General features: G+C 39.8%; 15 protein-coding genes. 9 read left to right on the top strand and 6 right to left on the bottom strand.

Going from position 1 to position 12,783, the window contains the following annotated elements:
* The first annotated feature begins 157 nt into the window (after positions 1-157).
* Positions 158-394: a hypothetical protein gene (locus tag LC454_RS00930; RefSeq protein ID WP_223578209.1), complete on the top strand. Its 237-nt coding sequence runs from the start codon at positions 158-160 to the stop codon at positions 392-394.
* 177 nt (positions 395-571) lie between these two features.
* A complete protein-coding gene (locus LC454_RS00925; protein WP_223578207.1) occupies positions 572-1,039 on the top strand; it encodes a PA2169 family four-helix-bundle protein in 468 nt (155 codons plus the stop codon).
* A 94-nt stretch (positions 1,040-1,133) separates the two neighbouring features.
* Here the strand turns inward: LC454_RS00925 and LC454_RS00920 are convergent, their stop codons facing one another.
* Entirely contained in the window at positions 1,134-1,391 is a 258-nt protein-coding gene (locus LC454_RS00920; protein ID WP_223578197.1) for a hypothetical protein, read from the bottom strand.
* 227 nt (positions 1,392-1,618) lie between these two features.
* Positions 1,619-2,614 carry a hypothetical protein gene (locus LC454_RS00915; protein WP_223578195.1) on the bottom strand — a complete coding sequence of 332 codons (996 nt, stop codon included), beginning with the start codon at positions 2,612-2,614 and terminating at the stop codon, positions 1,619-1,621.
* Positions 2,615-2,775: 161 nt separating this feature from the next.
* Between LC454_RS00915 and LC454_RS00910 the strand changes: the two genes are divergently transcribed.
* From LC454_RS00910 to LC454_RS00890, 5 genes are all read left to right on the top strand, one after another.
* Positions 2,776-2,937, top strand: a complete 162-nt coding sequence (locus LC454_RS00910) for a hypothetical protein (RefSeq protein ID WP_223578193.1) — start codon at positions 2,776-2,778, stop codon at positions 2,935-2,937.
* An 86-nt stretch (positions 2,938-3,023) separates the two neighbouring features.
* The gene (locus LC454_RS00905; RefSeq protein ID WP_223578191.1) at positions 3,024-5,381 is read left to right on the top strand and encodes an ABC transporter permease; all 2,358 of its coding nucleotides are present in this window, start codon (positions 3,024-3,026) and stop codon (positions 5,379-5,381) included.
* A gap of 111 nt (positions 5,382-5,492) precedes the next feature.
* On the top strand, positions 5,493-6,089 hold the full coding sequence (locus tag LC454_RS00900) for a porin family protein (RefSeq protein ID WP_223578190.1): 597 nt from the start codon (positions 5,493-5,495) through the stop codon (positions 6,087-6,089).
* A gap of 85 nt (positions 6,090-6,174) precedes the next feature.
* Entirely contained in the window at positions 6,175-7,215 is a 1,041-nt protein-coding gene (locus LC454_RS00895; RefSeq protein ID WP_223578188.1) for a sensor histidine kinase, read from the top strand.
* 6 nt (positions 7,216-7,221) lie between these two features.
* The gene (locus LC454_RS00890) at positions 7,222-7,950 is read left to right on the top strand and encodes a LytR/AlgR family response regulator transcription factor (protein WP_223578186.1); all 729 of its coding nucleotides are present in this window, start codon (positions 7,222-7,224) and stop codon (positions 7,948-7,950) included.
* On the opposite strand, the gene LC454_RS00885 is transcribed toward LC454_RS00890, so the two are convergent.
* A complete protein-coding gene (locus LC454_RS00885) occupies positions 7,947-8,858 on the bottom strand; it encodes a DUF6268 family outer membrane beta-barrel protein (RefSeq protein ID WP_223578184.1) in 912 nt (303 codons plus the stop codon). The genes LC454_RS00890 and LC454_RS00885 overlap by 4 nt on opposite strands.
* A gap of 270 nt (positions 8,859-9,128) precedes the next feature.
* On the opposite strand from LC454_RS00885, the gene LC454_RS00880 reads away from it, so the two are divergent.
* Entirely contained in the window at positions 9,129-10,364 is a 1,236-nt protein-coding gene (locus tag LC454_RS00880; protein WP_223578182.1) for a hypothetical protein, read from the top strand.
* 160 nt (positions 10,365-10,524) lie between these two features.
* Here LC454_RS00880 and LC454_RS00875 read toward each other — a convergent pair whose 3' ends face one another.
* The 3 genes from LC454_RS00875 to LC454_RS26590 form a co-directional block, all read right to left on the bottom strand.
* Positions 10,525-11,472, bottom strand: coding sequence for a hypothetical protein (locus tag LC454_RS00875; protein ID WP_223578180.1), 948 nt, complete (start codon positions 11,470-11,472; stop codon positions 10,525-10,527).
* 45 nt (positions 11,473-11,517) lie between these two features.
* Positions 11,518-11,925 (bottom strand): hypothetical protein, encoded by a 408-nt coding sequence (locus tag LC454_RS00870; RefSeq protein ID WP_223578178.1) that lies wholly within the window; start codon positions 11,923-11,925, stop codon positions 11,518-11,520.
* A 179-nt stretch (positions 11,926-12,104) separates the two neighbouring features.
* Positions 12,105-12,212 (bottom strand): hypothetical protein, encoded by a 108-nt coding sequence (locus tag LC454_RS26590; RefSeq protein WP_223580168.1) that lies wholly within the window; start codon positions 12,210-12,212, stop codon positions 12,105-12,107.
* A gap of 177 nt (positions 12,213-12,389) precedes the next feature.
* Here LC454_RS26590 and LC454_RS00860 point away from each other — a divergent pair, with 177 nt between their 5' ends.
* Positions 12,390-12,722 carry an ArsR/SmtB family transcription factor gene (locus LC454_RS00860; RefSeq protein WP_223578176.1) on the top strand — a complete coding sequence of 111 codons (333 nt, stop codon included), beginning with the start codon at positions 12,390-12,392 and terminating at the stop codon, positions 12,720-12,722.
* Positions 12,723-12,783: the final 61 nt, after the last annotated feature.

Raw genomic sequence — 12,783 nt, 5'->3', positions numbered from 1 at the left:
CATTGAAATAAGACTAAAGCAAATGTAAATTGAATTGACATTGCAATCTTCCAAGACCTCCTTTAAAGTATAATTCTTTCGGTTCTATATAAAAGATAATTATATAAAAACATTCAATAACCAAAAAGTTGCAAGCCGGGGCATGTCCATTGTTCTGATGACAACTACCCCCACCTCAGATCTGAGAGAACCAAGCCCAGACCTGGATAAACTGCGTGAAGACGTGTTCACCGATGATGATATCTCCACAGATCCTAATGAGAAGGACAATAATCCAAAGACAGATTTATCAGGCATTAAGGATGATCGCACGCTTGACCCTGATGAGGCTCAAGCTGAGCAGGAAGGTAAAGACGATGGCAAACCTGATCTATCTGAAGATATTAACGTCTAAGACCCATTCTGGATTGAGATAGTGATTAACGAATTTCACTTTTATCATATGTTTCTAAAAATCACATTAGCGTTTCGTAAAAATACCTAGCTATAGATTAAATACCTGAATCGCATATAGGACAAACGAAGCAACCCTTTGGCAGGTCTTTTAATTAGAAACAAAATCAAATATAATATGGAAAATAACATCAATAACGCCGCAATTATCAATGATATCATCAAGATCAATAACGATAGAATCGAAGGCTACAATAAAGCGATCGAACTTGCACATAACCACGGCCTACATGAACTGGAACCAGACTTTAGAAAATACGTTGAACAATCCAAATCATTTATTTCAGATTTGACACCGTACGTCGAACTCGAAGGCAAAGAGCCTACAGACGGCACCATGCTCAGTGGTAAACTTTTTAGAGCTTGGATGGGTATAAAAGTTAATATCACTGGCAACGATAAAAAAAGCTTGCTGGAAAGCTGTGAAAAAGGTGAGGACGCCTTTAAAGCTACCTACAAAAAGATATTGGAAGAGGAGGATGATGAGCTGTCTCCGAATGTAAAAAATATACTGACTAAGCAATTAAACAAACAGCTGGAAGCGCACGACAATATAAAAATGTTGCGCGACAATGCTTCACTTTAGAAATCCAGGCACTACGCTTAATTAGTGTATAGATTTCTCAAAATCTCACTACCGAGGCTTCAAAGCTTCGGTAGTATTGTTTTGTATATAGGGGTTATTTTTCGTTCAGGTTTCTGGATTTCAATTCATTGTCAAGTGCTTCGTCTGATTTCCTCCAGCGAATAAAAGCCCAAGCGCCCATAACGATAAGCATAAATGTGAAAATAGTAATACCCTTATTTACGACACCATAAACCACAACACCGGCACAAAATCCGACAAGTATGGCATTGATCAGTTTGCTACTTTTTTGTTGCTTTTTTCTATCCAACAATTCCTGATCGGTCAATTCAGTTAGTTCCTTTTCTTTCATAGTTTTAATTTTTTGGTCAATATAGTCTGGAGCAAATATACAATCTAAAAAAATATTCACCTATTTTATCAATAAACTTACTCTACCGAAAACGAATTCAGAATAAGTAGGTGTGAACTTTAATGTATCCTTAAATGAAAGCTATTTACCTGTGCGAATACAGACCTTAGCATTGAACAGGTTTGACATTGCTGTGTCTTCCACCTCCTTTGGAAGACATGACAGTATTAAATCTTATCGAGCTCTAGCATAAGCGCTTTGAGATCCTGTTTCATAAGCGTAATACTAGATTCCAATTGATCATACATATCTGCGCGGTTCTCCAGTTCATCCGTAGAGTACTTCCCTCCTTCACCAAAGAAGAGCTGTACAGACGACTTCTTCGGATCCAGGTTAATCTGCCCCAGATTGGTCCATTTTTCTACGATCTGCTCTCTTAAAGATTTATCTTGGCCAACAGACGGATTTTTATATTTCAGATAATACCAGACCAGGGGAGGAAAAATCGCCGAAGTTTCTACGTTATCCCACACGTCCTTTAAGGCATTTCTCTTGTGATGAAACTCAACAGACTCTTTATTAAAAATCATCATCAACCCTAGGCCTGCCTCTCCGATACCTGCCGTAATCCCGATGGTATTACTTACACCCTCGTTTTTAACCACTCCACCGGCGAGGATAGCACCAAGTGCCCCCACCACTATCGCTCCTTTGGTCAATTTGGACTCCCTGTCCCCCTGCCTGCCTTTGAGGTAATTGGCTACCTGACTTACCCTTTCTTCCTCACAGTCCATTTCCGAAGAAACGGCAGAAATCTCGATCGAAGCGGCATTTATCCGATGGTCAATATCCTGCTTGATCTCCAGGATACGGAGTCGGGCCTCCACACTGGTACTATCTCTCCGGGTCCGCAGCTGCATATACTTATCTATCAGATCCAATATCCCTATGGCATTCGCCATGTTAAGCGTGTTGTGATCAAATTTTTCCGTCAGACGTTTTGACAACTGCTGTTGGTACAGTGCCACCGGAAGTTGATCAGCGGTATAGCTATATAGGTTCCGTTGATTGCAGTTGCTGTTATAAAGTGCATCCCGTATACCGGGATCTTTGATGGTCCGACAAGAGGTCATCAAAACCACTCCGATCATCAACATCCAACAGATCTGTTTATTGCCTATAGTCGGAACGATAAAACGCTCCCGATGAAGTACCTTACCCATATATTTAAGTTATAATGGTATAAAATTAGCCTCGCTTACTTTTCCAGTACCAGACTAATCGCTGTAATCTAATTTATGAAAAAATATATTTGTCTTGACATAAATTCAACCCTTTGTTCAGGATAATATGGATAAATTTGTATGTATTAAAAAGTATCGAGATGATTGAAAGAATAGCAACTTATTGGGATGGAAGAAGTGCTTCATGGCGCAAGGAACGAGATGAGGCTTGGTCGCGTCCCGAAACCGAGCAATGGCTTCTTTTTCACAGTATAAAATTGTCCGTTTCCGTACAAAAAACGTCCGACATCGAACAGTTTTGAATCTCAAATAAAAAAACAAAACACTACATATCAGCAAATTAAACAATTGGCAAACGAATTGGTAACAATAACTTAAACTGATCAATATGCTTAAAAGTTATCTCAAAATAGCCTTTCGTAACCTTCAGAAGAACAAAGGGTTTACAGCAATCAATATTGTGGGCTTAGCTATCGGAATGGCGGCAGCAATCTTGATCATGCTTTGGGTAAAAAGTGAATTTACCTATGATAGGTTTTATTCAAAAACTGATCAGATATATGCTGTAGGAATAAAAGATGTTTGGGGTGGTGAGATCGTAAAACATTTTTATACACCAAAACCAATGGCCGCTGCCTTAAAAACTGATTTTCCGGAAATAAACAATGTAGCCAGGGTCAATAAGGGGACCGGTTTTTTATTAACAAGAGGGGAAATTAAACTATCAAAAGAACAGGGCGTTTTTGTTGACAGTACTTTCCTGAAAATATTTGACTATAAAGTCCTAGCTGGAAATCCGGTTGAAGCACTGAAAAAACCTAATCAGATCGTTCTGACCAAATCATTCGCAGATCGATTATTTGGTCAGAACAACCCGCTGAACCAAACAATCAAATTGGACAGTACACAGATTTCCACCGTATCCGCAATCATTGAAGACATTCCCGACAATTCCTTTATGAAGGGAACAACTTATTTTGTTCCATGGACATTGCTGGAGAAAATAGGGTATTCTGATGATTACTGGGGAAATAATTCCATTCAAACCTATATTGAACTGGATCAAAATGTTAACATTGACCAATTTCAGAAAAATATAAAAGGTTTCTTACAAAAACATACGGAAAATAAAGCCGAGAATTTTATTGAGCCTATTGCGGATAAATGGCTTTACAGTAATTACACCGACATGGGTAAGCCGACATCCGGTAGAATCGTAATGGTACGATCCTTTATCGCTATTGCCTGCTTTATATTGATAATCGCCTGTATAAATTTCATGAATTTAAGTACAGCACAAAGTGAAAAAAGGGCGAAAGAAGTTGGCGTAAGAAAAGTAGTGGGTGCAAATAAAGGGCTATTGATTTATCAGTTCCTAATCGAATCCATTCTCATTGCCTGTATCGCAGGCATATTGGCACTGCTAATAACGATACTGGTCCTGCCCTATTTTGGTCATTTAATTTCAAGAACATTGACTATGCCCTATACGGATATCCCCTTTTGGTCTGTTTTTATAGTCTTTATCCTCTTTACAGGCATTCTTTCAGGGAGTTATCCAGCCTTCTATCTATCCTCTTTTATACCGGTAAAAGTATTAAAAGGCAAATTGTTACACGCCCAACGGAATTTCAATCCCAGAAAAGTTCTGGTCATTGTTCAATTTTGTATTGCTATTATCCTCATTGTTACAACAATAGCTATTCAGAAACAAATAAAACATGCCCAAAATAGAGAAATTGGCTATAATAAAGATAGATTGATCAATATTATAGACCAGGGAAAGATCGGTAAAAACAAATTACTGATAAAAAATGCTTTAATCTCCTCCGGTATTGCTTCAAATGTTTCACGAACTTCAGCCCCCTTAACAGAAAACTGGAGCAACAATTCCATGATCTGGGATGGTAAACCAAAAGATAACAACACCATGTTTACACGGTTTGGAGTAGACGATAATTTAGTCAATACCGCGGGATTGAAATTGATCGCCGGGCGAGATTTTGACCTGACTAAATTCCCTACAGATTCTTCCGCCATGATAATCAACGAATCGGCCGCCAAGGTATTTAATTTTGATGATCCGATCGGAAAGACAATAGTTGATGGAAGGGATTGGCATATCATTGGTGTCATCAAAGATTTTGTCCAAGAATCACCATTTAATCCCATAACACCTTTGGTTATTCAAGGAGCCTTTGCTGGTACTACAATAACCAATATTCGATTAAGTGATCATATTGAAACACAGGATGCATTGGTTCGAATGGAGAAAATTTTTAAGGAATATAACCCAGAATACCCCTTTGAGTACACTTTTGTTGATGCGAATTATGCAAAAAAATTTAAAGATTTCAATCAATTAGGTAAACTCTCCAGTCTTTTTGCACTACTGACAATTTTTATCTCATGCCTAGGATTATACGGTTTGACAGCCTATATGGCGGAGACCAGAACCAAAGAGATCGGCGTCCGTAAAGTTCTTGGCGCTTCTATCATTTCGATCACAAAGATGCTTTCGCGAGAATTTCTTATCATGGTGCTGTTATCATGCCTTATCGCATTTCCGATCGCCTATTATATTTCCGACGACATGCTCAGTTCTTATACCTATCGTATTCAGATTACCTGGGACATTTTTCTAATTGCAGGATCAGGTGCCTTCGTGCTCACCCTCTTAACGGTCAGCTATCAATCGATCAAAGCCGCCATGGTCAATCCAGTGAGGAGCCTGAAGGACGAATAGCGGGGTTGACATCACCGTTTTCACTTTCGTCACCGCGAGTATACCGTTCGTCAAAGATTTTTCTGTATCGCCGCTGACCTTCGTTTTTTTGTACATATCAAAACAATAAAAATGAACAGAAAAGCAATTTTATCATGCGTTGTACTCTTCGCGATGATGTTAAGTAAAATGGTATTTGCCCAAGAGCAACCTCTTATTCAGATTGGTATCAAAGGTGGTAGCAGTATCAACAAGCTCAACACCGAGCTAGCAGATCTGGACGACAAATATGCAATGGGTCTCCATGTCGGTGGTATGGCACGTGTCAACCTCGGAAGAGCATACATTCAGGGCGAGGCACTTTTCAGCAAACGTAAAGCAGCGCTCAAACCACAGGGACAGACTGAAACTAAACTCAAATGGAATGCGATCGATATTCCTGTGATGGTCGGTTATAAAATCTACCAGCAGCAGGATATGAACTTTCGTGTATTTGCTGGTGCAGTATATAATTATACCCTGAATGACAATCTATCTCCCTTGAAGGCCATCAAAGAGGGCGTCAAACATTTCGATAAGTCCAATGTACAATTTACAGGCGGTCTTGGGGTTGATATCCAAAGGTTCAGTATCGATGTCCGTTACGAGCGTGGGTTTTCTGACTTGTCTAAATCTTTTAAATCCAAGCCACAGGCATTTTCCATTGGCGTAGGTTACTTCATATTCTAATACAACCCTTAACGCTAAAACCTTTGAAGGCAATCCTATATCCGCCTTCAAAGGTTTTTGTTATATATTTGACTATTTTTGTCCCATGTTTCTCAAAAATAACTATCTCCATCGGCACCTGTTTCTCACGCTCTTCTGGCTTGTCCTCTGGTTTGCCGTATGGATACAAGTGAAGCAGGATATGGACGCCATCAGTGCGCTGATCCATAGTTCATCGGTCATGATCTGTTCCATCAGCATCTCGCAACTCCTAAGTGACAGCATCTTACCCAAAGCCATTAAGACACAGAAAATGAAACCCTTTGTTTTCAAAGCTATCTTTTTCGTCCTTATTTTGGCCCTTCTGATCGGTGCAGTAGATGCGTACTTTATTATCCATAGCCAAGTACTATCGGAGGAAGATCGGGCCACACTTTTGTTTGTACAGAGCTATAAGGCTATCCCCTCATCCGTACTGATCAATGGTACGGCCTGTGGTATCCGATTTTATCAGGAACATGCCAATATTCAGCGGGACCATAGTCAGTTGCAGCAGAACTTTCTGGAAAGCCAGCTCAAAGTTTTACAGGATCAGGTCAATCCACACTTTATGTTCAATGTATTGAATCATATCCATATCCTGATGAAAAAGAATGTTGATATGGCCGATTTTTTACTGTTAAAATTCTCAGATATCCTGCGCTACCAGCTCTATGAATGCAACCAATCATTTGTACTGCTGAGCCGTGAGCTACAATACTTACAAAATTTTATCACGATTGAGCAGATGCGCTGGGGAGAGGAGCTGGAGGTTAACTGCAGCTGGTCACAGTCAACAGAGGATCTTCATATTGCACCGCTGATGCTCATCTGTTTTGTGGAAAATGCCTTCAAACATGTGGATCGACTTCCGAATCAAAAAGGAAAAATCTGCGTCAACTGCTCTGAGAAAGACGGCTATTTTCAATTTCATATCAGAAATAGCTATCGCCCCTATCCCCTGCAGGCATCAACAAGACACTCTGGTATAGGACTGGAAAATGTCAAAAAGAGGCTAGAGCTGCAGTATGAAAATCAGTACACGTTAACCATTGACAAGCGAGACGATAGTTTTTGCGTCGACCTGACAATCAATCTTAACTGCTAAACGACTATGGAACAAACAAAGATGAAATGTATCATCGTGGACGATGAACCCCTACTACGGCAGCATATTGCCGAGATGACCGAACAGGTTGATTTTCTCGAACTCGTCGCAACTTTTCCTTCGGCCCTAGCGGCAGCCTCTAGATTGCAACAAGGCGATATTGACCTTATTTTTTTGGATATCAATATGCCTTATCTCAATGGTATTGATTTTTTGGAATCACTTGAAAATCCTCCCCTGTGTATATTCATTACAGCCTATTCGGAGTATGCCCTGGAAGGGTTCCGTCTTCAGGCGGTGGATTATCTTCTGAAACCTATTGTATTCCAGCGCTTTTTTCAGGCAGCAACAAAAGCCTTTCAACAATTTGTACAGCGCAATAAATCGACACAGGAACCTCTTGCCAATGATACCATGCTTTTTGTCCGGCAGGGTGATGCCTTCGTCAAAATCTCCTGGACAGATATCCTCTATGCCGAAAGCATGCAGAATTACACCAAACTCCATTTTAAAGAACGGACGCTCACTATCCATCAGACCATGCTTGCACTGGAAGAAGCTTTACCGAGTAGCCATTTTTTCCGTATCCACAAATCTTATCTGGTCAATGTCAATCATATTGATATTATCTCAGGTGGAAGAGTATACATTAGGGAACAGGAATTACCCATCTCCCGTACAAAAAGAGAAGAGCTTCTCCAAAACGTGGTTTTTAAGAAGCTCCTGAGCCGTTAATAGGGCATATTCCATTTAAATCCTACCGAAGTATAGAAAGTCGGTGAAAAGCGGGGATCAGCCTGCTTCTTATCCTTGAAGAAACTCTTTAAGGACCGATCGTTTTCAACATACATCCGGGCAAGTGTGCTTCCCCCCGTTAGCTGCAATTTAAGATTCTTACCGAGGTTGAATTGGGGTTGGAGACCTGCGGTTAACAACATAAATCCACCCAGTGTGGACTTTCCGTTCTTTTCCCGTTCGGCCGTCATACCATCCAGATTGACTACCGCACGAAGATCCATGAACTTGTTGACCTGATAAGCAGCGGCAAGACCCTGTGGGAAATTCACATTGAACTTGACCTTGCCATTGGTCTTCCAGTCAAAATACAGTCCCGGCAGAATCATCGGTACACCAAAGCTATTGCTCAATACCGGACCAAATCCAAAGGCAAGATTCGGTTTAAATCGTTTGATGAAAAGAACTCCCCCCTGCCCCAGGACATCCTTGCCATTGACTTTGACCAGATCCGAATATATACCGACAGAGGCAAAAGTCAATAGCGACCAGTTTTTCTTTAAAGAAGTCAAGTATTGCAGTCCGATTTCGGCATTCAACATTTCAGTAGGAAAAAGCTGTTGCTCATAATCACGGTTTTGCATCTTTGCGTAGGCAGCTCCCATTTTCCATGACCAGCGTTTGATATTACCCAAAGAATCCACTTTGGTCGACAAAGGTATTTCTAGATTAAATTGTATCCTTTTGAAATCACTTTTAGAGCCAGTCTTTACACTGTCTTCTGGTCGGATATAGTTTGACAGCGGGACATAATCGACAATAACCTGTCCGGATACAGCATTTTGGGCATGTGCTGTCAGCGTCGCTAAGCCGCTGAACAAGATGGCACATAAAACTTGTTTCTTCATGTTTTTTTCTGCAAAGGAAGCTCTTGATCTCTGGAAGCAATAAACATTTTGACGTACCGCTGCTTTCCATTGACCAAATGCAAAGCTATTGCGATCTCAAAAAACGCAGAAGCCTTTTTCGAATCGTAAAAGGTTTTTCACGGATTGTAAATAATTCCATTTTCTTCTTTATCAAATTAATAATTTAGTGATCAATGGCCCTATCCAATTGGAATTGATAGCCGCCTGTTTCTGATGGATAAATTGTAAGAACATTTTAACAGATAAAAAATGAGCAAAATATTTAAGATTGTTCTCACCATTTTGTTGATTACCAACAACAGCTGTTCCAACGGACAATCCAAGCAGGAATGTCAGGATATGCTGGATGATAACCTCGCTTTGCTTGAGCAACTTTTGAATAACGATAAACATGTTGCCACAGATTTCAAAGAAATGCAGGCTGCTTTCAGCAATCAACCTTATCAAAAAGAAAATAAGACCAAATTCGACGAAAGCTATCATTTTCGCAAGGGATATCCGCCCCTAACGGATTATATCTATCCAAATACACACATTAAACTAAAGTTCGACAGATTTAATATTGCTCATACATTAGAAAATGATTATCCTTTTACAATGGATTTTATCAATAATATTGATCAGGCGATATTTAAATTGAAAAAAATATACTTTCTGGATGGATCAGTCCAGGATCAAGAAATTAAGGTTGTTGACAAAATCGTTTCAGAGCAGCTTGGCGATCAGATCTTGATCCTCGAGGGAACAAAACCCATTAAGAGTTTCGACTACAGCATGGAAACTCATCTAAACAAAGAAATTAACTATGAAATTACCGGCACCGGACAGCGCATAGCGACTTCGGCCGGCAACATTGAAGTGATACATTGTGGCAATGGATATGTACGCATTAAAACATCTGAATCCATGCGGCATCTTGTACGAATTTTGGCTACAGATGAAAAAGGACGCCAATTGACAACAGTAGCAGCGGAACAACGGAATGCCTACAAAAAAGACGATTTACGTATTCTTATTGCAAACATGGAACAGGCGAAAGCCCTTTTGGACAAAGACGAAATCACTTGTGCAGAGGTCCATCAGAAGTACTCATCCGAAAAATTGAATGCTAAATTGGATGGGATGGCTGATTCTTTATTTCTGACACAATATTTCGTATCTGATTTTAAGAAAGCAACTGTCGTATTTTGGGATAGTGCAAAAGTTGTCAAACAAGTGTATGAACGGAATTCCGCAGATCAATCAGACCTGCGGCATGAAGACTTTTACGAAACATGCTCTTGTGTTGTTGCCCAGGATAAAAAATCCGAGCTGTACGGTCTTATTGGTCTGGATGGAAACTGGATCATTGAGCCAAAATTTCTAGAACTTAAAGCACAATGGGGAACCGAAAGACTATTTTGGGGACTGACTGATGCTGACAAGAAGCAGGTTGAATATGTATTTGATAAGGAAAATAAAAAGCTTACAAAAATACGCGAATAGCAAATAGAAACCCTTTCAGCACATTTGCGGTGTTATCCTCACTTAGAATACCTGTGATAAAATACGCGGTTGAATTCAACCAAAATGATATTGAGTTTGATTAATCGACCAAGGCTACACCAGAATATCGCTTATACGATTTGTTATTGACTGCACAGTTTTAGCACGGAGACCACCAATGTATGGATTGCGCTTTACCATCTTTAAAGTACATTCTGATATGACCATCCACGATCCCTTCATTGTCCTCCCGCAATCTGATTACCCACAATTTTCCCACTTTATCCATCCCCTGTCGTTCACTGACAGCTGTAGGGAAAAGCTGTTGCATATCTTCTATCGTTGTATTCGCATCTATCCGGATCCCATTGTAGTTGATAAAATTTCCATTCAAAAACCAGAACTCTTCTACTGCGACACTATCCCCGCTGGTTTCAAAGCGTGAACCACTTTTGTATAGGTATTTATCATCCGGAGCTTCAGTATTAAAAATAGTGATACAGGGCACTTCATCTTTTAGCAGTTGAATACTATCGGGCCGACCGAAAACTTTTTCAAAATCACTTCGTGTAAAAAACCTATCCAGCTTACCATTAAACTTGATATCCTTGTCCAACATCACATCTCTTAATGCATATCCGCTGCCCGGCTTGGAAATCGCTGCTGTGGAACAGCATAACGAGGAAAGATCATGTTCTTTCGCAATACGCTTATCATACCGCAAGATTAGTGGATTATCGGGGTCGTTTGTTATATCCAAAAGTTGTCCGGTTTTCTGATGAAATTCCAACCAGCCCACAGCACGTTCTACCAGTCTTTTTTCTGAAGGAGTTTCCGAAATATCATTAATGACATACAACTTGATCGTCAGCTTTTCAGGGTCTCGGTAAGCTACTGCAGCCTGAACAAGCGTATCACCAAATTGACTAAATGCGACTGCATTGCTTGACTTCACCAATTGCTTTACAACTTGTTCGCAAGAAACAGTATTATTTTTCGGAACTATATTTTTCGCATCAACAGTATCAGTTTTCTGCTGTGCCTTGTTGGTAGACTTTCCCTGGCATGAGAAAAGGACTAGTGCGAAAAAGACAACGATTCTTGACATATCATTTTTTAGTTTTGGACAGGGCCTCTATTTCCCTGCGGATCTTTATTTCTCTTTGGTAGTACGTTTAAAAATTCTTGTTTCAACAGTTCCAGTTTTCACTATATTTCCCGTTTCATCCCATATAATCGGTTTTACCCTTAAATTCAATTTCCCTTTTACGACCTCCATTTCCAGCTCGTCATTAAGTCCCTGCTTAGCCGGGATAAACAAGACATTTCCTTTTAATTGGGGCCGAAAAGTTCTTGGCGGAGCCTCACCGCTGCCGATGTCTTTAAAACTTGCATATTCCTTGCCCGGTTCAAACCAGATCACCACGGTATTGGTCTGAAACCTGGTCTTATACTCCCACTTACCTGTAAAAGCAGATTTCATACGATCGGGAATTTCCGTGGTCTGCGCGCCCGAACGTCCTATAAAAAGAATGAATATAATCAATAAAATAGGTCTCATCTATTGTTAATGGCTAATTTAAATTTGTTTATGCAGGCATTTTCACCATAAGATCAATCCTTAAGCCGATTTCGGTTTATGTATAATCTTATCGTATGATACCATTTTGGCGCTCTAATCAGAGTAACCTTAACAATTTTTTTGCCAAAAAATGTACAATGCAAATTATCGAATATCAATCATACCAACCCCCATTCGATGCATTTACATACAAATTCACCAACACTTTTGGTCTCCTTTTTTCTGAACAGATTTTTCCGGTGAGTACGTACCGTGTCGGGCGAAATAAAAAGTTTTTACGAGGTCTGTGGACTAGAGTTTCCTTTGGCTACCAAAGCCACGGTTTCAATCTCACGCTTGGACAATAGCGGAATAGCACATTTCGACGCTCGATAACCAAATGGAACTGCCCATATTTGGATATTTAAAATTATTATCGTAATATTGCGATATAACAAAAGAAGATGGGACTTACAAAGACAGAAATTTTCGCTGATGAACAGAATAAACTGGCTACAGCATTTAAGGTTTTAGGACACCCCGCACGAATAGCTATCCTTCAATATATTATTGACAAGAAAGCATGCATCTGCAACGATCTGGTTGATGAACTAGGGCTAGCACAGGCAACCATTTCCCAACACCTTAAGGAATTAAAAAATACAGGAATAATACAGGGGACAATCGAGGGAAAATCTGTTTGTTACTGTATTAATGAAGCGGTCTGGAAACAAATGCAACAGGAGTTCAACGCATTTTTCAATCAGGACGTAAACATCTCAAGCTGCTGTAAGTAACTTTTTTTGAGCAAATACATCGTAATATTGCAATATATAGTTTTTAATAAATAATAAAATT

It is taken from the genome of Sphingobacterium sp. GVS05A (assembly GCF_019969845.1).
Lineage (GTDB): Bacteria > Bacteroidota > Bacteroidia > Sphingobacteriales > Sphingobacteriaceae > Sphingobacterium.
The sequence above is the reverse complement of the archived record's forward strand: the minus strand, read 5'-3'. Positions and strand labels throughout refer to the sequence as shown.

Excerpts from the sequence above, each read along its gene's own strand:
- LC454_RS00900 (WP_223578190.1), top strand. The coding sequence starts at position 5,493 with ATGAACAGAAAAGCAATTTTATCATGCGTTGTACTCTTCGCGATGATG.
- LC454_RS00860 (WP_223578176.1), top strand. The coding sequence starts at position 12,390 with ATGGGACTTACAAAGACAGAAATTTTCGCTGATGAACAGAATAAACTG.
- LC454_RS00920 (WP_223578197.1), bottom strand. The coding sequence starts at position 1,391 with ATGAAAGAAAAGGAACTAACTGAATTGACCGATCAGGAATTGTTGGAT.
- LC454_RS00905 (WP_223578191.1), top strand. The coding sequence starts at position 3,024 with ATGCTTAAAAGTTATCTCAAAATAGCCTTTCGTAACCTTCAGAAGAAC.
- LC454_RS00930 (WP_223578209.1), top strand. The coding sequence starts at position 158 with ATGACAACTACCCCCACCTCAGATCTGAGAGAACCAAGCCCAGACCTG.
- LC454_RS00895 (WP_223578188.1), top strand. The coding sequence starts at position 6,175 with ATGTTTCTCAAAAATAACTATCTCCATCGGCACCTGTTTCTCACGCTC.
- LC454_RS00875 (WP_223578180.1), bottom strand. The coding sequence starts at position 11,472 with ATGTCAAGAATCGTTGTCTTTTTCGCACTAGTCCTTTTCTCATGCCAG.
- LC454_RS00910 (WP_223578193.1), top strand. The coding sequence starts at position 2,776 with ATGATTGAAAGAATAGCAACTTATTGGGATGGAAGAAGTGCTTCATGG.
- LC454_RS00885 (WP_223578184.1), bottom strand. The coding sequence starts at position 8,858 with ATGAAGAAACAAGTTTTATGTGCCATCTTGTTCAGCGGCTTAGCGACG.
- LC454_RS00880 (WP_223578182.1), top strand. The coding sequence starts at position 9,129 with ATGAGCAAAATATTTAAGATTGTTCTCACCATTTTGTTGATTACCAAC.
- LC454_RS00915 (WP_223578195.1), bottom strand. The coding sequence starts at position 2,614 with ATGGGTAAGGTACTTCATCGGGAGCGTTTTATCGTTCCGACTATAGGC.
- LC454_RS00890 (WP_223578186.1), top strand. The coding sequence starts at position 7,222 with ATGGAACAAACAAAGATGAAATGTATCATCGTGGACGATGAACCCCTA.
- LC454_RS00925 (WP_223578207.1), top strand. The coding sequence starts at position 572 with ATGGAAAATAACATCAATAACGCCGCAATTATCAATGATATCATCAAG.
- LC454_RS00870 (WP_223578178.1), bottom strand. The coding sequence starts at position 11,925 with ATGAGACCTATTTTATTGATTATATTCATTCTTTTTATAGGACGTTCG.